General features: G+C 63.7%; 19 protein-coding genes. 8 read left to right on the plus strand and 11 right to left on the minus strand.

Annotated features, from left to right (window positions below; genetic code table 11):
- Positions 1-2: 2 nt before the first annotated feature.
- Positions 3-332 carry a hypothetical protein gene (locus ADBZ9O_RS11830; protein ID WP_526531371.1) on the minus strand — a complete coding sequence of 110 codons (330 nt, stop codon included), beginning with the start codon at positions 330-332 and terminating at the stop codon, positions 3-5.
- Complete coding sequence (locus ADBZ9O_RS11835; RefSeq protein ID WP_526531373.1) at positions 325-1,668, minus strand: aromatic ring-hydroxylating oxygenase subunit alpha; 1,344 nt, start codon at positions 1,666-1,668, stop codon at positions 325-327. Before ADBZ9O_RS11835 ends, ADBZ9O_RS11830 begins: the two co-directional genes overlap by 8 nt.
- A 365-nt stretch (positions 1,669-2,033) precedes the next feature.
- Here ADBZ9O_RS11835 and ADBZ9O_RS11840 point away from each other — a divergent pair, with 365 nt between their 5' ends.
- The 8 genes from ADBZ9O_RS11840 (at position 2,034) to ADBZ9O_RS11875 (ending at position 10,206) form a co-directional block, all read left to right on the plus strand.
- Entirely contained in the window at positions 2,034-3,326 is a 1,293-nt protein-coding gene (locus ADBZ9O_RS11840; RefSeq protein WP_526531375.1) for an amidohydrolase family protein, read from the plus strand.
- Between the two features lie 29 nt (positions 3,327-3,355).
- Complete coding sequence (locus tag ADBZ9O_RS11845) at positions 3,356-4,534, plus strand: acyl-CoA dehydrogenase family protein (RefSeq protein ID WP_526531377.1); 1,179 nt, start codon at positions 3,356-3,358, stop codon at positions 4,532-4,534.
- A 2-nt stretch (positions 4,535-4,536) separates the two neighbouring features.
- Positions 4,537-5,745, plus strand: coding sequence for a CaiB/BaiF CoA transferase family protein (locus ADBZ9O_RS11850; RefSeq protein WP_526531379.1), 1,209 nt, complete (start codon positions 4,537-4,539; stop codon positions 5,743-5,745).
- Complete coding sequence (locus ADBZ9O_RS11855) at positions 5,742-6,542, plus strand: enoyl-CoA hydratase/isomerase family protein (protein ID WP_526531381.1); 801 nt, start codon at positions 5,742-5,744, stop codon at positions 6,540-6,542. The genes ADBZ9O_RS11850 and ADBZ9O_RS11855 overlap by 4 nt, the downstream gene beginning before the upstream one ends.
- A 40-nt stretch (positions 6,543-6,582) precedes the next feature.
- Positions 6,583-7,728 (plus strand): thiolase family protein, encoded by a 1,146-nt coding sequence (locus tag ADBZ9O_RS11860; RefSeq protein ID WP_526531383.1) that lies wholly within the window; start codon positions 6,583-6,585, stop codon positions 7,726-7,728.
- 12 nt (positions 7,729-7,740) lie between these two features.
- Positions 7,741-8,889 carry an acyl-CoA dehydrogenase family protein gene (locus tag ADBZ9O_RS11865; protein WP_526531385.1) on the plus strand — a complete coding sequence of 383 codons (1,149 nt, stop codon included), beginning with the start codon at positions 7,741-7,743 and terminating at the stop codon, positions 8,887-8,889.
- A 211-nt stretch (positions 8,890-9,100) separates the two neighbouring features.
- On the plus strand, positions 9,101-9,706 hold the full coding sequence (locus tag ADBZ9O_RS11870) for a TetR/AcrR family transcriptional regulator (RefSeq protein WP_526531387.1): 606 nt from the start codon (positions 9,101-9,103) through the stop codon (positions 9,704-9,706).
- A complete protein-coding gene (locus tag ADBZ9O_RS11875) occupies positions 9,703-10,206 on the plus strand; it encodes a hypothetical protein (RefSeq protein ID WP_526531389.1) in 504 nt (167 codons plus the stop codon). The genes ADBZ9O_RS11870 and ADBZ9O_RS11875 overlap by 4 nt, the downstream gene beginning before the upstream one ends.
- A gap of 18 nt (positions 10,207-10,224) precedes the next feature.
- Here the strand turns inward: ADBZ9O_RS11875 and ADBZ9O_RS11880 are convergent, their stop codons facing one another.
- The 9 genes from ADBZ9O_RS11880 to ADBZ9O_RS11920 all read right to left on the minus strand — a co-directional run bounded on the left by ADBZ9O_RS11880 (position 10,225) and on the right by ADBZ9O_RS11920 (position 18,389).
- Positions 10,225-10,422 (minus strand): ferredoxin, encoded by a 198-nt coding sequence (locus tag ADBZ9O_RS11880; RefSeq protein ID WP_526531391.1) that lies wholly within the window; start codon positions 10,420-10,422, stop codon positions 10,225-10,227.
- On the minus strand, positions 10,419-11,621 hold the full coding sequence (locus ADBZ9O_RS11885) for a cytochrome P450 (RefSeq protein WP_526531393.1): 1,203 nt from the start codon (positions 11,619-11,621) through the stop codon (positions 10,419-10,421). The genes ADBZ9O_RS11880 and ADBZ9O_RS11885 overlap by 4 nt, the downstream gene beginning before the upstream one ends.
- A gap of 125 nt (positions 11,622-11,746) precedes the next feature.
- Positions 11,747-12,550: an NAD(P)-dependent oxidoreductase gene (locus ADBZ9O_RS11890; RefSeq protein WP_526531395.1), complete on the minus strand. Its 804-nt coding sequence runs from the start codon at positions 12,548-12,550 to the stop codon at positions 11,747-11,749.
- A complete protein-coding gene (locus ADBZ9O_RS11895; protein ID WP_526531397.1) occupies positions 12,547-13,365 on the minus strand; it encodes an NAD(P)-dependent oxidoreductase in 819 nt (272 codons plus the stop codon). Before ADBZ9O_RS11895 ends, ADBZ9O_RS11890 begins: the two co-directional genes overlap by 4 nt.
- Positions 13,365-14,261 carry an alpha/beta hydrolase gene (locus ADBZ9O_RS11900; RefSeq protein ID WP_526531399.1) on the minus strand — a complete coding sequence of 299 codons (897 nt, stop codon included), beginning with the start codon at positions 14,259-14,261 and terminating at the stop codon, positions 13,365-13,367. Before ADBZ9O_RS11900 ends, ADBZ9O_RS11895 begins: the two co-directional genes overlap by 1 nt.
- Complete coding sequence (locus ADBZ9O_RS11905) at positions 14,258-15,937, minus strand: thiolase C-terminal domain-containing protein (RefSeq protein WP_526531401.1); 1,680 nt, start codon at positions 15,935-15,937, stop codon at positions 14,258-14,260. Before ADBZ9O_RS11905 ends, ADBZ9O_RS11900 begins: the two co-directional genes overlap by 4 nt.
- 141 nt (positions 15,938-16,078) lie before the next feature.
- The gene (locus ADBZ9O_RS11910) at positions 16,079-16,786 is read right to left on the minus strand and encodes a Crp/Fnr family transcriptional regulator (protein ID WP_526531403.1); all 708 of its coding nucleotides are present in this window, start codon (positions 16,784-16,786) and stop codon (positions 16,079-16,081) included.
- Positions 16,787-16,818: 32 nt separating this feature from the next.
- Positions 16,819-17,043 (minus strand): ferredoxin, encoded by a 225-nt coding sequence (locus ADBZ9O_RS11915; protein WP_526531405.1) that lies wholly within the window; start codon positions 17,041-17,043, stop codon positions 16,819-16,821.
- An 11-nt stretch (positions 17,044-17,054) separates the two neighbouring features.
- Positions 17,055-18,389: an NADH-ubiquinone oxidoreductase-F iron-sulfur binding region domain-containing protein gene (locus ADBZ9O_RS11920; RefSeq protein WP_526531407.1), complete on the minus strand. Its 1,335-nt coding sequence runs from the start codon at positions 18,387-18,389 to the stop codon at positions 17,055-17,057.
- Positions 18,390-18,434 lie beyond the last annotated feature (45 nt).

Raw genomic sequence — 18,434 nt, forward strand, 5'->3', positions numbered from 1 at the left:
GCTCAGACCACCGGCTCCTTGATGAGGCTGATGTATGCCGCACCGCTGTCGAGCACCCGCGGTTGTTTCCACACCTCGATAGGGAAACTCACCATGACGATCGACTGGCCCAGATGCACCAGCGCCTTGGCGTCCTCCGGCATGCCCTTGAGCGGAAAACGGGCGTCGACGTAGACCATGATGTCCTCCAGTCGCGTCATGCCCGCGTCGTAGAACTCCTGCATCTCGGCCATGGTCGAGTTCAGCCGCTTGGAGTAGCGCTCCTCCTCGGTCGGCAGGCACCAGTCGGAGAATCGCTCCAGATCGGCGAATTCTGCGGGCAGCTTAGACATTTGCGTGATCTTTCTCGCTGGATGGGGCGGAGTGCGTGCCGTTGGTCGAACCGTTGCCGTTTGCCTTGGACTCTTTGTACCTGTCGACATACTGATGCGCAGTCATATGCAGATGGCGCAGCAGGATCTCCTGATCGCACAACGGGAAGTCGGTGACGACCCGGGTGCCGATCTGCGTCTGGGTGGCTTCCAGGGTGTTGGCGTCCTGGAACGCGTACTCCTTGAACGTCACCGCGGCGAGTTCCTGCGAGAGCCGCTCGCGCAGGTTCTTCGGAGGTACGAAATACAGGTCGGCCTCGAAGATGTGTTTGTCGACGGCTGTTGGCCAGTAGTTGTAGGTCAGGTACCAGCCCGGAGCCCAGAACAGCAGTGTGAAATTGGGGAAGAACTCGAAAGAGTCGGTGCCCCAGGTCTTGTGGCGACCCGGATTGATGGCCGGCGGCAGTTCGTCGGGCAGGATGCCCTTGATGTCCGGCCGGTCCCATGGTCCGAACAGTCCGCTGTGCAGGATCTGCTCGATGGGTTTGACCATGCTCAGATCCTTGGGCGGGCTCATTCCGCCCCACGACGACACCATGGAGTGGTCACCCTTGATGTCATAGGCCAGCGCTTCAAAGCCGAACTTGGCCAGTTTCTCGGCCTCCTCCTTCTCCGCCTGCTTCATGTGCAGGATCGGCGCGTGGTAGAACTCGGTGAACGCGTCGATGAAAAGCTTCCAGTTGGCGTTGATCTCCGAACGGTAGCTGTAGTGCTCGGTCATCTCGTGGAACGGATAGCCCTTGAGGCCTTCCGCGAAGTCGCCGAGGTAGTCGAGCAGTGGAGCCGCATCGTCGTCGAAGTTGATGAAGATGAAGCCTTCCCAGACCTCGCAGCGCACGGGAACCAGGCCGTAGTCGCTCTTGTCGAGGTCGAAGAACTCGCTCTCCTGCTGAACGAACGTCAGATCGCCCTTCAGGCTGTAGCGCCAAGCGTGGTATTTGCAGGTGAACTGGCGGCAGACGCCGGACACCTCCTCGCCGGGGTAGTCGTTCCACACCAGCTTGTTGCCGCGGTGGCGGCACAGGTTGTAGAAGGAGCGCACCACACCCTCTTTGTCCTTGACGATGATCACCGACGTACCGGCGCCCGCCGATGGCATTTCGCGGGTGAAGTAGCTGCCGGTCTTGGGCAGCTGCTCCACTCGGCCGACCTTGAGCCAGGTCTTCTTGAAGATCGCCTGCTGCTCGAGCTTGTAGTGCTCAGGGTCGACGGAGTCGGTGTAGTTGACCGGCGCGGTGCCGAGCTCGGGCCAGTGCTCGGTCCAGCTGCCCTCGGTCGGCTTGGGAAAAAATGCCATCGGTCTACCTTTCGTCCTGTGCGAGATCTATGGCGGGTGAGGCCGAGGCGACCGGAGGCGAGGTGTGCCTCGAGATTGTCATTGCCGGTCTCCTCTCGCTCGTGAGAATCATATTCTCATATCGGGATAACAGATTTCCATGAACCCGGCGTTTGGTCAACGGCATACCGCAGTGTGTGAGGTTCGCCAGATCCGGGAATCTCCCGCTTACCAGCTGCTATCAGGGCTTCTCGCCATGGGCCAGGTTGCCCGGACGTTGATTCTCTTGCTGTGAGAAGCTAGTTTCCTACTTGAGAGAATGTGGTCGCTTTCGGCGCGGCCATCAGTGCGGAGCACCGCCAGAGACACGTCAGGAAGGTTCGGCCATGAACAAGGACGACATGATTTTGATCAGTGTCGATGACCACATCATTGAGCCGCCGGAGATGTTCACGGGGCATTTGCCGGAGAAGTACAAGGATGAGGCGCCGCGGTTGGTGCATAACGCTGATGGGTCTGATACGTGGCAGTTCCGGGACACGGTGATCCCGAACGTGGCGTTGAATGCGGTGGCGGGTCGGCCGAAGGAGGAATACGGCCTCGAACCGCAGGGTCTCGACGAGATCCGTAAGGGTTGTTATGACGCGGCGGAGCGGGTCAAGGACATGAATGCCGGTGGGGTCCTCGCCACGATGAATTTTCCGTCGTTTCCGGGGTTCGCGGCCCGGTTGTTCGCCACCGAGGATTCAGATTTTTCGCTGGCGTTGGTGCGGGCCTACAACGATTGGCATATCGACGAGTGGTGCGGTGCCCATCCGGGCCGGTTCATCCCGATGGCGATCCCGGTGATCTGGGATCCGGTGTTGTGTGCGGCGGAGGTGCGGCGGGTCTCGGCTAAGGGGGTGCATTCGTTGACGTTCACCGAGAACCCGGCTGCGCTGGGCTATCCGTCTTTTCATGATGAGTATTGGACGCCGTTGTGGGAGGCGTTGGTGGATACCGAGACGGTGATGAATGTGCATATCGGGTCTTCGGGGCGGTTGAGTATCCCGGCGCCGGATTCTCCGATGGATGTGATGATCACGTTGCAGCCGATGAATATCGTGCAAGCCGCCGCCGACCTGTTGTGGTCGGCGCCGATCAAGAAGTATCCGAGTCTCAAGATCGCGTTGTCTGAGGGTGGGACGGGGTGGATTCCGTATTTCTTGGACCGGGTGGATCGCACCTATGAGATGCATTCGACGTGGACGCATCAGGATTTCGGTGGGAAGTTGCCCTCGGAGGTGTTTCGGGAGCATTTCATGACGTGTTTCATCTCCGATCCGGTCGGGGTGAAGTTACGCCACGAGATTGGGATCGACAATATCTGTTGGGAGATGGACTACCCGCACAGCGATTCGATGTGGCCCGGTGCGCCCGAAGAGTTGGATGCGGTGTTCAAAACCTATGAGGTGCCCGATGCCGACATCAACAAGATGACGCACGAGAACGCGATGCGCCTTTATCATTTCGAGCCGTTCACCCATGTCCCGAAAGACCAGGCCACCGTTGGGGCGCTACGCAAAGCCGCCGAAGGCCACGACGTCGAAATCCGCGCCCTGTCCCACGAACGCACCGGCGACAAAACCAGCTTCGCCGACTTCCAGGCCAGTGCCAAGGAGATCTCGGGCGCGAAGTAGCCCGTCGCGCAGCGTAAGGAAGGGAAATTATGACTGGCGGAATGAGTTTCGAGCTGACCGAGGATCAGCAGCTGATCCGTAAGTCGGTCGCCGAGCTGGCCTCGAAGTTCGACGATCACTACTGGATGGAAAAGGATCTCGGTCACGAGTTCCCGCAGGAGTTCTACGACGCCGTCGCCAAAGGCGGCTGGCTGGGGATGACCATCCCCGAGGAGTACGGCGGCCATGGCCTCGGCATCACCGAGGCGACGATCCTCTCAGAAGAGGTGGCGCGCTCCGGTGGTGCGATGAACGCGGCCAGCGCGATCCATCTGTCGATCTTCGGGATGCAGCCGGTGGTCGTGTTCGGCTCCGAGGAGATGAAACGGGCAACCCTGCCGCGCATTGTCAACGGGGACCTGCACGTGTGTTTCGGTGTGACCGAACCCGGTGCCGGACTTGATACTTCGCGCATCACCACATTCGCCAAGCGAGACGGTAATCACTATATCGTCAACGGCAAGAAGGTATGGATTTCCAAGGCGCTGGAGTCCGAGAAGATTCTGCTGCTGACCCGCACCACACCCTACGACGAGGTGACGAAGAAGACCGACGGGCTGTCGCTGTTCCTCACCGATCTCAACCGTGACCACGTCGATATTCGGCCCATCAAGAAGATGGGTCGCAACGCCGTCTCCTCCAATGAGCTGTTCATCGACGATCTCCGTGTTCCGGTCGAGGATCGAATTGGCGAAGAGGGCAAGGGTTTCCAGTACATCCTGCACGGCCTGAACCCTGAGCGGATGCTGATTGCTGCCGAGGCGCTCGGAATCGGCCGGGTCGCACTGGACCGGGCCGTCAAGTACGCCAACGAACGGGTTGTTTTCGACCGCCCCATCGGAATGAATCAGGGTATTCAATTCCCTCTGGCCGACTCACTGGCGCGCCTCGATGCCGCCGAGCTGATCCTGCGCAAGGCCACCTGGCTCTACGACAATGGCAAACCGTGCGGGCGTGAGGCCAATATGGCCAAATATCTGTGTGCAGACGCTGGATTCGATGCCGCAGACCGTGCATTGCAGACCCACGGCGGGATGGGATACTCCGAGGAGTACAACATCTCGCGCTTCTTCCGGGAGTCTCGCCTGATGAAAATCGCGCCGGTCAGCCAGGAGATGATCTTGAACTATCTGGGTTCCCACGTCCTCGGCCTGCCGAGGAGCTACTGACGATGGCAGGGCCCTTGACGGGCATCACGATCGTCGCCATGGAACAGGCGGTCGCGGCACCGATGTGCACCCGCGTCCTGGCTGATTTCGGTGCCAGGGTGATCAAGGTGGAGAACCCCAACGGTGGTGACTTCGCCCGCGATTACGACGATGTGGTGAACGGGCCCGATGGACTGGCCGCACATTTCGTCTGGTGTAACCGCGGTAAGGAGTCGGTCACACTCAACCTGAAGTCACCCGCAGGGATGGACGTGTTGCACCGCCTGCTGGACTCGGCTGATGCTTTCGTGTCCAACCTCGCACCAGGATCCACAGCGCGTCTCGGCCTGGGGCCCGCGGCTCTCGCGGTGCGGCACCCTGCGGTCATTCCCGTCGAGATCGACGGTTACGGGCCCGGTGGCCCTATCTCGCACAAACGTGCCTACGATCTCCTGGTTCAAGCCGAAGCAGGATCGTGCGCCGTTACCGGCTATCCGGACATGCCGGCCAAGCCGGGGCCCGCGATGGCCGATTTCACCACCGGCCTCTATGCGGCCTTGTCGATATTGGCGTTGCTGTTCGCCCGCAGCCAGCGCGAAGGGCCCTCTCCCGCAGTGGAGTTGAGCCTGTTCGATGTGATGACCGACATCATGGGCTATCAACTGACCTACACCCAGCACACGGGTATCAACCAGCAGCCGCTCGGCGTCAGCTCACCGGCGGTCTCGCCATATGGGGCCTTTCCCACCCGCGACGGCCAGACCGTGGTGCTCGGAACCACCAATGATCGCGAGTGGCAGCGGCTGGCGCGGGAGATCATCGGGCGACCCGACCTGGCCGACGATCCGCAGTTCAGCACCAACGCCGACCGCTGCGCTCACCGCGATGTTCTCAACGAGGCAATTGGATCCTGGTGTGCACAGCACGATCTCGCCCACATCCAGAAGACGGCCGACGACGCGGGGATCGGCAACTCCCGGTACAACCTGCCCAGCGAGGTGGTCGCCCACCCACAACTCGTCGCCAGGGACCGCTGGCGTCAGGTCGGCAGTGAGAAGGGCGATTTCCCGGCTCTGCTGCCGCCGCCGGTGATCGCCGGCTACGAGGCGCCGATGGGCGCCGTGCCAGGACTCGGTGAGCATACCGACGCGATACTGCGCGAGCTGGGCATGAGTGCCGATGCCATCGCTGTGCTTCGCGAGCAGGGTGCGATCGGGCCGGTGTATCGGTGACCGATGAGGTTCTGCGCTCCGAAGACCGTGACGGCGTGCGGACTCTGACGCTCAACAGGCCGCACCGCAAGAACGCACTGAATCCGCAGCTGTGGATCGAGCTGCGGGATGCGCTGCGCGCCATCACCGATGACGACGGTGTGCGTGTCCTGGTGCTCACCGGTGCAGGCGGGGCGTTCTGCTCGGGTGCCGATGTGGGGGTGCCGGAGGATGTGCACCCGGACCGCAAGTTGCGCAGGCTCACCGATGTCGCTCTGGCGCTCAACGAATTACCGATCCCGACGATCGCCAAGGTAACCGGTGTGGCTGTCGGCGCCGGCTGGAATTTGGCGTTGGGCTGCGATTTTGTGGTCGCGACACCGGAGGCGGCATTCAGCCAGATCTTCGCCAAGCGCGGGTTGTCGATTGACCTCGGCGGGTCGTGGTTACTCCCGAAGCTGGTGGGTCTGCAGCAGGCCAAACGGCTGGTGTTGCTGGCCGAGACCATCAGCGCTGAAGAAGCCCGCTCGCTGGGCCTGGTCACCTGGGTGCAGCCAAGCGACGAGATCGACGCCTTTGTGCAGGACCTGGGTGAGCGGCTGGCCGCTGGCCCGCCGGTCGCGATGGCGCACAGCAAGGGGCTGCTCAAAGCGGGTGCCGACAGCACGCTGGCCCAAGCGCTGGCCAATGAGGCGCGCGCCCAACCCGGCAACTTCGCTACCACCGATTCCGGCGAGGCCTACGCTGCGTTCGCCGAGAAGCGCGAACCGGTATTCACCGGGAAATGGGCTGTGCGGCCTCGTAAGTCATCCGCATGAGTTCTAGGGAAAAGTTCTAGGTAAACAGGAGCCACCATCTATGCGGGAAACAGTGATCGTCGAAGCGGTGCGGACCGCGGTCGGTAAGCGCAACGGGGGCCTGTCGACCATGCACGCCGCAGACCTGTCCGCGCTGGTCCTCCAAGAACTCCAGCGCCGGACCGGGATCGATCCGGGGATCGTCGACGACGTGATCTGGGGATGCGTGTCGCAGGTTGGCGACCAGTCCAGCAATATCGGGCGCTATTCGGTTCTCGCCGCAGGCTGGCCGGAGGCCATCCCCGGGACCACCGTCAATCGTGCCTGCGGATCGAGCCAGCAGGCACTGGACTTCGGGGTGCAGTCGGTCATGTCCGGTCAGCAGGAGGTCGTCGTCGCGGGCGGTGTCGAGGTGATGAGCCGGGTGCCCCTGGGATCGGCGCGGTCCACCGGGATGCCGTATGGGCCGAAAGCCCTTGCCCGATATGATGGTTTCTCTTTCAATCAGGGTATTTCGGCCGAGCTGATCGCGGAGAAGTGGGGTTTCACCCGCACTGCTGTGGACGAGTACTCCGCGCGCTCACATGAACTTGCCGCGGCCGCGCAGGATAGCGGCGCGTTCGATGCACAGATTGTCGCGGTGACTCCCGAGGGAGGGCAACCGGTAGGAAAAGATGAAGGGATCCGACGCGGTACCACCGCCGAGAAGCTGGCCGGGCTCAAACCCGCATTCTCCGACGATGGAATGATTCACGCGGGCAACTCATCTCAGATCTCAGACGGTGCGGCGGCGTTGCTGGTGATGACCGCAGACCGGGCTCGCGACCTCGGCCTGAGCCCGCTCGCGCGCTATGTCGCAGGCGCGGTCACCGGCGCCGATCCGGTGTTGATGTTGACCGGGCCCATCCCGGCGACCGAGAAGGTGTTGCGCAAGGCTGGAATTGGCGTCGCCGACGTGGGGGTTTTCGAGGTGAACGAAGCGTTCGCCCCGGTGCCGATGGCCTGGCTGGCAGAGACCGGCGCCGACCCGGACCGGCTCAACCCCCTCGGCGGCGCGATCGCTCTGGGCCACCCGCTCGGCGCCTCCGGCGCGGTGCTGATGACCAGGATGATCCATCACATGCGCGACAACGGAATTCGCTACGGGTTGCAGACCATGTGCGAGGGCGGCGGCACCGCCAACGCCACCGTGGTCGAACTCGTCTAGAAGGAGAGAACTGTGCGCCGCGACCTGTTCACCGAAGACCACGAGGCGTTTCGCGAGCTGGCCCGCACCTTCGTCGAGAAGGAAGTGGTGCCGCACTATCCCGAATGGGAGAAGGGCGGCCGGCTGCCCCGCGAGGTGTTCGCACAGCTGGGCGAGCTGGGCATGTTGGGGATGGCGATCCCCGAGGAGTACGGCGGCGCCGGAATGCCCGACTACCGCTACAACGTCGTCCTGCAGGAAGAGGCGGCGCGCGCACTGGTCACCCTGTCGACGGTGCGCACCCAGCTCGAGGTGATCCTGCCGTACTTCCTGCATTACGCGAACGCCGAACAGCGCGGCCGATGGTTACCCGGGCTCGCGGCGGGCACGCTGCTGACGGCCGTGGCCATGACCGAACCGGGCACCGGCTCTGATCTGGCCGGCATGCGGACCACCGCTACCCGTGCCGGTGACGAGTGGATCATCAACGGCGCCAAGACGTTCATCACCGGCGGTATGCAGGCCGATCTGGTGGTCGTCGTCGCCCGCACCGCGACCGACCCGGAGAACCGCCGCAAGGGACTGACCCTGTTCGTCGTCGAGGACGGCATGGCGGGATTCACCCGCGGCCGCGAGCTGGAGAAGATGGGCTGCAAGGTCCAAGACACCGCCGAGCTGTCCTTCGTCGACGTCCGCGTTCCCGCCGCGAACATGCTGGGGGAGGAGGGCGAGGCGTTTTCCTATCTCGGGCACAACCTGCCACAGGAACGCCTCACCGTCGCGGTCGGCTCGGTGGCGCAGGCCCGCTCGGCGATCGCCGCGGCCATTGATTACACCAAGGACCGGAAGGTCTTCGGCTCGTCGGTGGCGTCGTTTCAGAACACCAAGTTCGAACTCGCGGCGTGCTCGACCGACGTCGAAGCGGCTCAGGCCATGCTGGATCGTGCGGTCCTGTTGCACGTCGAAGGCGAGCTGTCCGGCGCCGACGCGGCCAGAGTGAAATTGTTCTGCACCGAGATGCAGGCCAAAGTAGTCGACCGGTGTCTACAACTCTTCGGCGGCTACGGCTACATGATGGAGTATCCGATCGCCCGGCTGTACACCGATGCCAGGGTGGCCCGGATCTATGCCGGGACCAGCGAAGTGATGAAGGTGATCATCGCGAAATCGCTCGGTCTTTGAGCTGAGCCAGACCCCGAAAACAACGCTGGGGTAGTACTTTCTCACTTTCTCAAACCACGGACACTGGCTCTGTGGTGTCGCTAGTCTGCCCTGCAGGCGGCGTGACCGCCACTGCAAATTGCGTCCAATTGAGAACCTTGTCACAGCCGCCAAACTAACCTACTGTGTGTTCACTAGGTTGGTTCAGCACAGTAGAGAGACAAGTCAGCTCATGACTTCTGCAAGGCCCTATGCGACGTTGCTCGCCAAGGGAGAGGACCGCAAAGCGCGGATCCTCGACGGTGCGCAGCGCCTACTGACCCGCAATGGATGGCGTAATACGACGCTGGCCCAGATCGCCAAGGAGGCGGGAGTCAGTCCCGCGGGCCTGCTGCATCACTTCCAGTCCAAGGAACAACTGCTGCACGCAGTGGTCGACGCCCGCGATGCCGATGACGATGCGCATGCTGATCGCGGCGGCGACCTCATCGCCGGGATTGCCCACGTCGGCGAACGAATCAACCGGGCGCCCGAACTCGTCGGGACCTTCGCTGTCCTTCTGGTCGAGAACCTGATGGCCGATGCGCCCCTGCATGATCGGCTGTTCAACCGGCAGCGCGCGGCGATCGACATCGTCGCCCAGATCATCCGGCGCGGCCAACGCTCGGGGAAATACCGCGATGACTTCGACCCGGCCATCAAGGCCGTCCAGATTGTGTCCCTCGTCAACGGAATGGAAATCTCATGGTTGCTGGATCCCTCAGTCCCGCTGCAGGCAGCGATACAGGAGTACGCGAACTCCCTGGCCCGGGAATTCGCGCCGGACACAACATCGTGAGATACCGCCTGGATATCGTGGCCCCGAGCGTCGTCGAGGTGGTCAGGAGTGCCGGCGGGTGGGTGTTCGACCGGGTGATGGCCGGCTGGGATGTCAGGGTCCTGGTTGCCGACCGATGTGACGATCGGGCGCTGCAGATCCTCGGCGCTGAGACCGCCGACTTGGAAACAGTGTTGGCATCCGGTCTGGTTGGCCCGCGCCCGCACGCGCTGGCGGTCGCCACCGAGCTTTATGACCGCGATGACAGAGTGCGTGACGGTGTCCGACAGGCATTGGAGAGCGGTCTGACCGAGGTCACCCTATGGGGTCACACGTGGCCGGCCGAGCTGGATCGGGTCGACTCCGTCGAACACCGCTTGAGTGTCGCCGCCCGCGCATTCAAGGCGCAGGCGTTGGCCGCGGCGTCGGCACCGGCGGACTGCGTCGCGCTGACGGAAACCTTCCGCAGCGGAACGCCCGCCTGCTGTCCGGTGGCAGCGGATCTGGTGCCTGCCAGCTGACGGGATCAGTCGGAATGCTCAGTCGACGATGGCGATCGCCTGACGGGGGCACTGGCGCACGGATTCCTTGATCTGCTGCTCGTTATCCGGCGTCACCTCGTCAGACAGGACGTGCAGATAGTCCTCGTCATCAAGGTCGAAGACCTCGGGGATGATGCCCATACAGATGCCGTTGCTTTCGCACAGGCCGAAATCGACTTCGATCTTTGCCATCACGTCAGCACTTTAACCGGGACATTCGAATAGCCTGCGACGTTTTGCATATGGACCTTTCGTAACCCGGCGAAGTCCACCTCGTAGCGGGGCATGAAGTCGAGTAGATGCTCCAACGCGAGCGCGGTCTCCATACGGGCCAGGGCCGCCCCGAGGCAGCTGTGAATGCCGTATCCGAGCCCGAGATTCTGCGCCTGGCTGCGGTCGCGATTGATATCGAAGGTTTCCGCGTCGGAGAACGCATCCGGGTCGCGGTTGGCCGATCCCGACATCAGGAAAACCGGCTTGCCCGCCGGAATGGTGCCACTGGGCACCTCGACGTCCTTCAAGGTGTACCGGACGTTGTACTGCACAGGGCCGACGTAGCGCAGCAGTTCCTCAACTGCCGCGGGCACCTTGGTGCGGTCGTCGAGCAGCATCTGCCACTGGTCGGGGTGGCGGGCGAATTCCACGACGGCGCTGCCGACAAGTTTGGTGACAGTCTCTGCGCCGGCTCCGCCGAGAAGCAGAGTGAAACCGGTGATCTCGATATCGTCGAGCTTGCGCAGCACGCCGGTCTCGTCCGGGATTTCCGCCGCGATCAAGCGGCTGATCATATCGTCCTGCGGGTTCGCGCGGCGCTCCTGCACCAAACCGTAGTAGTAGACGCCGGAGTCGATATTGGCCCGCATGTTGTCGTCGTCCATCTCGATCTGGCCCGGCTTGCGGTGCAGGCCGGCGTCGATCCAGTGTCGAACCTGCTGGCGGTATTCCTCGGGCACGCCGGCCATCCTGGCGATCACCTCAACCGGGAAGGGTCCGGAAAAGTCCTGTACGACATCGAAATTGCTCGGATCGACCTTGCCCAGGTAGTGCTCGATCAATTCGATGACGGTGTCGCGCTGGGATTGGATCGCGCGCGGAGTGAACGCCTTGTTCAGCAGGCTGCGCATATGCCGATGATCCGGCGGGTCCATGAAGATGATCGACTTCTGTGGAAGTTCCCCGCTGCGCACCATGCCCAGATCGCATCCGCGTGACGACGAAAAAGCCTCGTAGTCCTTGAGTGCGGCGGCAACGTCGTCATGCTTGGTCAGGGCATAGAAATCTTCGGTCTCGTCGTAGTAGAGGGGTGCCTCGTCGCGCATCCGCGCGTACACCTGGTACGGATCGTCGAAGTACTCATGCGAGAAGGGGTGGAATACCAACCTGGGCTTGGTCATCTGCGATCTCCTCCGCGAGGGCCGATAAGCTTCAATGTTACGAAACGTTCGGGAACTGTAACGCTAACAGTGATGGCTATCGGAGGGGCCGAAATCAGGCGAATCGACACCGCTTTTTCCGGGGCTCACCCGCTGCCCAGCCAGGTGTTGACAACATCGTCCAGCACGCCGAGATCGGCCCCCAGCTCGGCTGAAATCTTGCGCACCACCTCGACGTCTTTACCGACGAAGCCCCCAGCGGTCTCGATGAATTTCTCGACCGAACCCCTGGCGACGACGCCGCCCAGCGCGCTGCTCGCGCCGCTGCCGTGCGGAAGTGCCGCCAGTAGCGCGGCTTCCGGCACGCCGAGGCTGTTGGCGAGCTTGACCGCTTCGACCAGGAGGCCGATCTGACTGGCGAACAATGTGTTGTTGACCAGCTTCACCCGCTGGCCGGTACCAATCGGCCCCACATGCAGGATCGGGTCGCCGTAGGCCGCGACAACGGGTGTCACCCTGTCGACGGCGGCATCGGTGCCGCCGGCGAATACCGTCACGTGCCCGGCCGCGATATCGTGCGGTCCGCCACTGACCGGAGCGTCGACGACGTCGACATCGGCGCCCTGTCCACGGGCGGCGATAGCTTCCGCGGTTCGCGGATTTGCGGTGGTGTGCAGCACCAGGGTCGACCCGCGCGGCATGGCCGCGATCAGGTCGGTCTCCAGGCACACCTGCGCCAGCTGTTCGTCGGTGAAGACGCACACGACGACGACCTCGGCCCCCTCGACTGTCGCCGTTAACCCGAACACCGCCGTGGCGCCCAATTCATCTATGGCGCAACGTTTCTCCTCGGATCGCGCCAGCGCCCGCACCTGATGCCCGGCGCCGATCAGCCGGCTGATCATCGGGCCGCCCATCCGTCCGGCGCCGATGAAGCCGACCCGGGTCATCGCGGGTGATCCATCAACGCGATGGCGGTATCGGCGACGGTGAAAATCGCCCCTTCTCGGGCGTCGGCGGCTTCAGCCAGACTGGCGGCCAGGCGAACGTCCTTCTGTAGCAGTGCACCAGCGATCGGGGCAAGACGCTCCAGGGTGCCACCGAAGGCGGCGACGCTGCCCAATGCCATGCTGTTCGCCGATCCTCTGGTGACGACCTCGCACAGTTTGGTGCGGGCAATTCCCAGTGACTCACCGAGTTCCAACAGACTCATCGCGCTACCCAGATTCGCACTGAACAGCAGGTTGTTCAGGATCTTGGCTACCTGGCCGGCGCCGAGCGGGCCAAGGTGCACAACCGGGTTGGCGTAACTGTCGAACACCGGCCTGGCGAGCTCCACGTGTTCGTCGGCGCCGCCGACCATGACCAGCAGCCGTTTCTCGGCGACCGCGGGTGCGCCGCCGCTGACCGGTGCATCGATCACGGAGATGCCATGGGTGGCAGCCTTTTCCGCCAGTTCACGACAGGTGTCCGGGTGCACTGTGCTGTGTATCGCGATGATCCCGCCCTCGGCCATCCCGGCCAGTAGACCGTGCTCGCCTTCGGCGAGCTCACGCACATCGGCATCGCCGACCACACAGAGACACACCAGGTCACTGGCGGCACCGAGCTCCGCAGGGGTGGCCGCCACCGTTGCGGCGGTATCCGCATATGGCTCAAGTGATTCGGATCGACGTGCCCACAGAGTCAACGGGTGTCCGGCATCGACGATAGCGCGGGCCATCGGCCCACCTTGACTACCGAGTCCGATGAAACCGACGCGCATCAGCTTGCCTCCATGGTGCTTGGATCCCGCAGGAAATCGTTTTTCGCAACACATTCGTCGACGAACGAGGTCACACTCGTGTGATAGTCGGTCGCGGTATGGCCGAGGCTGAGGTTGTGCCCGCCGTCGGGTTGCTCATAGACGGCGACCCGTGGGGCGGCAGTGAACAGTGCGGCGACTTCGGTGAGGGCGTCGGGGCCGGATTGCCATACCTGCTCATAGGCGCCGAGACTGAAGCGCACCGGAACCTCGACCTGTGCAGCGAGTTCCGGTAGGTCACTGGCCCAGTTCTGCACGACAGAGGCTTCGTAGCGCACCCCGGAGGGCCCGTTGCGGATCCGCACTGCCCGATCGACGCCGTCGGGGTAGAGGTGGGCGGGCTCCCACAGCAATTGGCGCAACCCGCTGGGAAGCTTGCGGTCCAGGGAGGCCGAGGCAAGGATCTCCAACGCCGCCTCGGTCTGCCGAACCCCTGTGCCGGAGATCTCGACACCCAATAGCGCCGCACCGCGGTCGTCGGTGGCCATCCGCAACACCAGCTCGCACCCAGCGGAATGGGCAAGCAGAAAGACGCCTGCACCGCGGTCGCGGTCGCCCAGGATCTTGTCGATCGCCTGATAGGTCATGTCGATTCGCTTCGACGTGTTGACGAAATCGTCGGCGTAGAGCGCGGAGCTGCCGAATCCGGGCCGGTCAAGGGCCAGCATCGTGAATCCGGATTGGGCGCCGGTTCGCAGCAATGACAGCTCGGGGTGTCCCGGACAGTCGAAGTACAGGCCCGTTGTCGCACCCCCGTGAATGGCGACGATCGTCGCGCGCGGCTTCGGCGCTTCAGCGAGTAGCCCGGACATCGGTACCCCGTCGACGATGACGACGCGCGGGGTCGGGCCCGTCACGTGTCGGTCCGCATCAGCAGCACACCGCTGGGCGTCAGACCACCGCTGCTGGCCACCGCCACCCTGGCGCCGACCACCTGACGGGCGCCGGCCTCCCCGCGGAGTTGGCTGACCGCCTCATGGATCAGTCCCATGCCGTGTGTACGGCCGTGGGAGAGCTGACCGCCGTGCGTGTTCAACGGGATCACCCCATCGCGGGCGATGTTCTTGCCTCCGTCGAGGAAATCCTTGGCCTCGCCAATACCACAGAAGCCCAACGCTTCCAGCCAGGTCAGGCAGTTGAAGGTGAACCCGTCGTAGAGTTCGGCGACGTCAACGTCGGAGGGGCGCAGCGAGGTTCGCGTCCACAGATGCGCGGCCTGGCCGAGTGCCTGCGGCTCGTGGGTCAGTGTGCTCTGATCCCAGTCGGTGCGCTCGATGATCTGGGTCCCCACCGCCTCGAACAGTACCGGCGGCTTGGCGAGATCTCTGGCGACGTCGACCGCGGAGACGATTACCGCGATGGCGCCGTCACAGGGCACGTCGCAGTCGTAGAGGCCGAACGGGGTGGTGATCATCCGCGCCGACAGGTAGTCCTGCATGCTCATGGGGTCGCGGTAGATCGCCGTCGGGTTCAGAGCGGCATTGGCGCGCTGGTTGAGCGCGATCCACCCGAGCGTCTCCCTGGTGGTGCCGTAGCGGTCGAAATGCCGGGATGCGTTCTGCGCCAAGGTATGTGCAGCCGAAGTCGCTCCGAACGGAAGCTGCCAGCTGGTGGTCCGACTGCCACCTGGCGGTGATACTTTGCCTTCCTTCGCCAATTGGCTGTAGGTCGCTTCCCACAGGGTGCGGAAGCACAGCACGTGTCTGGCCATTCCGGTGGCGACGGCCATCATGGCGGCGATCACCGACCCGCCGGGGCCGAAGGTGTCCATCCCGCCGTTGAACCAGGTGGGACGGAGGCCGAGGGCGCCCTCCAATGCGGTCACTCCGCCTTCACCCATCCCGACGGCGTCCATCGACGGATACGTGGACAGGCCGTCGATATCGGCGAACGTCAACCCGGCGTCGGCGACCGCGGCCTCGCAGGCCTCGACGGTCAACGACAGCGGGGGCACCATCAGCCGACGACCCATCCGGGAAGCGCCGATTCCGGTGATGGCCGATTTGTCCTCGAATTTGGTGGCGCTCACCATCGGTCGGACATAGGTGGCGAAATCGGTCGGCGCGATGTCATCCTCGGGCAGCTCTGCGACCTCGTTATCGGCGGTGGGCCGAAACAGCGGGAGCCAGACGTCGGCAACGTGTTCGAACACCACCTCCAGCGCCCGGCCGATCGCCAGATCGTCGGGATCACAGTCGACGATATTGGTGGTCAATCGGACCCGGGGGTCTTCCTCGATGGCGACCTGCGCGACGACGTAGTTGGCGGGCAGACCCGGCAGGCTGAACCGGTGGTTGACGGTAAATCCGCTCAGCACCGCCCGACCGGATACTGCGCGCACGCCCATGTTGTGCGATCTGCAGTAGCGGCAGATCGGCTGCGGGGGATGGATCAACGCTGTGCAGTCACCGCACTCCTGGATGCGCAACTGTCCGTCGGCGCCTGAGGTCCAGAAGAACTCGTTGTCCAGCGTGAGCTGGGGGAGCAGGACCCGGCCGGATTGCATGGGCTGTGCTTGTGGTGACTCAGCCATGCTGACCCCCGTGCGAGTGGACTCGGCATCTGAGCTGACTGGACAGGATTACGGCCTCCAAAGCAGGAGAAGATAGTGCGATTTCCACGTTGGAGAATCACGTTATCAGTTTCGAGTATGGCGAAACTAGAGCCGGGCGGATTACCTCGCGCGACGGGCCAGTCGGGGGCGGTCCAGGATGACGACGCATTTGCCCTGCAACTGGATCCAGCCACGCTCGACGAACTCTGAGAGCGCCTTGTTCACGGTTTCGCGAGACGCGCCGACCAATTGGGCGATCTCCTCCTGGGTCAGGTCATGCGCCACGCGGATGACCTCGCGATCCGACCCGTTCGGAGGACCTACCGCGGCGCCGCTCGGTATGCCGAATCGCTGCGCGAGTTGCAGAAGCAGCTTGGCCACCCGGCCGGGCACATCGGTGAAGATCAAGTCGGCCAGGTTGTCATTGGTGTCACGCAACCGTCGGGCCAGCACGCGCAGCAACTGCTCGCTGATTTCGGGATGTGCGGCCACCCATACGCCCAGGGCTTCGCGATCCATCGATACTGCGCTGACCTTGGTAATAGCAGTCACCGTGGACGTCCGCGGGCCGGAGTCGAAAACCGACAGTTCGCCGAACACATCGGACGGGCCCAGGACGGCAAGCAGATTTTCCCGGCCGTCGCGGCTGCGCCTGCCGATCTTCACCTTGCCGGTGATGATGATGTACAACTCGTCTCCGGGCTGGCCCTCGACGAAAACGGTGTGCCCGCGCCGGAAGTAGACGGGTTGGAGCTGCCGGGTCAGCGTGGCAATGGCATCACGATCGATCCCCCGGAAGATCCCGGCGTGCACCAGAACGTCGGACACCGTGCTCTTCGCCAATGGGGGAGCGGTATTGATCAACGGGGAGGTCCAACTGGCTTGGCGCCAGCAGACACCGCGATGATGGCGTGTACGGGGCAGTCGAGAAGCGCCCGCTGCACGGCGGGCTGATCCTGTTCTGGCACAGTCCCATTACCGATCAGCGAAGCGTAACCCCAGTCGTCGAGCGAGAAGTACTCCGGCGCGTGCTTGGCACACGTGCCGAAACCGTCGCAGATGGTTCGGTCGAGACGAATCCTCATGCCACTCGCTGTCATGGTGTGCTCACCGCTTCCACTTCGTAGGGGCGCGCTGCGCTGAACTTACCCGTGTCGCAGTCGGCACACCCACCGGTGAGATGGCGGGCGACCTCCTGCGGAAATTTCACCAGCAGGCTGGCTGCGATATTGGTCGCGGCGTCCAGCGTCGCGCAGGCGCCGCGACCGCGAAGCACCACCGACCATCGCTCGAGGCGGGTCAGGTCGTCGCCGGTGGCGATACCGTCGCGTAGCGCCGCGGTGACCGCCGACATTGCCGCCGTGCCGTTGAAACACGACCCGCATTGGCCGGCGTTCTCACGATCGAAATAGCTCATCACCGATGCCGCGACCGCGACCGGGCACTCGTCGGTGATCAGCGAGATGGCCCCGCAGCCCAGCCCACTACCCAGGTGCCGCAGGGTCTCGTGGTCGAGGGTGGCGTCGAGCACTTCTCGATTCAGCAGGCCGGCGAAGTAGCCGCCCATCAGCACACCACGCACCCGGTCCGCCGGTACCCCGTGCTGTTCGAGGAGGTCGCTAACGGCTGTGCCATAAGGGATTTCGTAAAGACCGGCGGGTTGTCCGGCTCCGGTCACGGTCACCAGGAATGTCCCTGCCGATCCCGAGGTGCCGACCGAGCGGTATGCCTTCGATCCGTACTGATGCACATAGGGCAGATGGGCCAGCGTCTCGACATTGGAGACCTGGGTGGGTAGACCGCCGACGCCCTGCTCGAACGGGCGCGGAGGTTTGTCGTTCGGTTTGGCCGGGCCGCCGTTGATGGCGCGTACCGCGGCGGTTTCCTCGCCTGCGACATAACCGGCATTGACGATGTGCACGCTGACAGTCACACCCTCGACCGAACCGCCTAGCGCGCCCAGCGCCGCCTCGATGGCCGACGCCGACCGCTGATCCGAGACGTAGACGTGTGCGTGTTCGGCCCCGATGATCCTGGCGGCCAACCGTAAACCGTCGAGCACCAGGTGCGGCCGGTGCCGCAGCAGCCACCGGTCCTTGATCGAGGCAGGCTCGCCTTCCTCACCGTTGGCGACGAGCACCGTGTCCTGACCGCGGCGGCCTGCGTCGCGCACCGTCCGCAGTTTCACCGCGATCGGGAACGCCGCGCCGCCACGACCGGACAGACCGGATAGGTCTATCTCGGCCAGCAGCGCATCGGAATCTGTCAGCGGTTGGTAGCCGCCGCCCTGGCGGTATGCGTCGAGGTCCTCCAGGCCGGGGACGGTCCGCAGGAGCCGGGGAGTGAGCCCAGGCCATGTGGTGACGGTGATTTCGGCGTTCGGCGCAGCACGGGTATTTGTCTCGAGGGAGTTCACATCGAGTGTGTTCATCAGTGGCTCCTGCCCTGCGGGCCTGGTCGCGCAGTTGCGCCGCTA

It is taken from the genome of Mycobacterium sp. (genome assembly GCF_965229105.1).
GTDB lineage: Bacteria > Actinomycetota > Actinomycetes > Mycobacteriales > Mycobacteriaceae > Mycobacterium.

What these genes read in the sequence shown, in the direction of transcription:
- ADBZ9O_RS11830 (WP_526531371.1), bottom strand. Translation starts at nt 332, where the DNA reads ATGTCTAAGCTGCCCGCAGAATTCGCCGATCTGGAGCGATTCTCCGAC.
- ADBZ9O_RS11835 (WP_526531373.1), bottom strand. Translation starts at nt 1,668, where the DNA reads ATGGCATTTTTTCCCAAGCCGACCGAGGGCAGCTGGACCGAGCACTGG.
- ADBZ9O_RS11840 (WP_526531375.1), top strand. Translation starts at nt 2,034, where the DNA reads ATGAACAAGGACGACATGATTTTGATCAGTGTCGATGACCACATCATT.
- ADBZ9O_RS11845 (WP_526531377.1), top strand. Translation starts at nt 3,356, where the DNA reads ATGACTGGCGGAATGAGTTTCGAGCTGACCGAGGATCAGCAGCTGATC.
- ADBZ9O_RS11850 (WP_526531379.1), top strand. Translation starts at nt 4,537, where the DNA reads ATGGCAGGGCCCTTGACGGGCATCACGATCGTCGCCATGGAACAGGCG.
- ADBZ9O_RS11860 (WP_526531383.1), top strand. Translation starts at nt 6,583, where the DNA reads ATGCGGGAAACAGTGATCGTCGAAGCGGTGCGGACCGCGGTCGGTAAG.
- ADBZ9O_RS11870 (WP_526531387.1), top strand. Translation starts at nt 9,101, where the DNA reads ATGACTTCTGCAAGGCCCTATGCGACGTTGCTCGCCAAGGGAGAGGAC.
- ADBZ9O_RS11885 (WP_526531393.1), bottom strand. Translation starts at nt 11,621, where the DNA reads ATGACCAAGCCCAGGTTGGTATTCCACCCCTTCTCGCATGAGTACTTC.
- ADBZ9O_RS11890 (WP_526531395.1), bottom strand. Translation starts at nt 12,550, where the DNA reads ATGACCCGGGTCGGCTTCATCGGCGCCGGACGGATGGGCGGCCCGATG.
- ADBZ9O_RS11895 (WP_526531397.1), bottom strand. Translation starts at nt 13,365, where the DNA reads ATGCGCGTCGGTTTCATCGGACTCGGTAGTCAAGGTGGGCCGATGGCC.
- ADBZ9O_RS11905 (WP_526531401.1), bottom strand. Translation starts at nt 15,937, where the DNA reads ATGGCTGAGTCACCACAAGCACAGCCCATGCAATCCGGCCGGGTCCTG.
- ADBZ9O_RS11915 (WP_526531405.1), bottom strand. Translation starts at nt 17,043, where the DNA reads ATGAGGATTCGTCTCGACCGAACCATCTGCGACGGTTTCGGCACGTGT.
- ADBZ9O_RS11920 (WP_526531407.1), bottom strand. Translation starts at nt 18,389, where the DNA reads ATGAACACACTCGATGTGAACTCCCTCGAGACAAATACCCGTGCTGCG.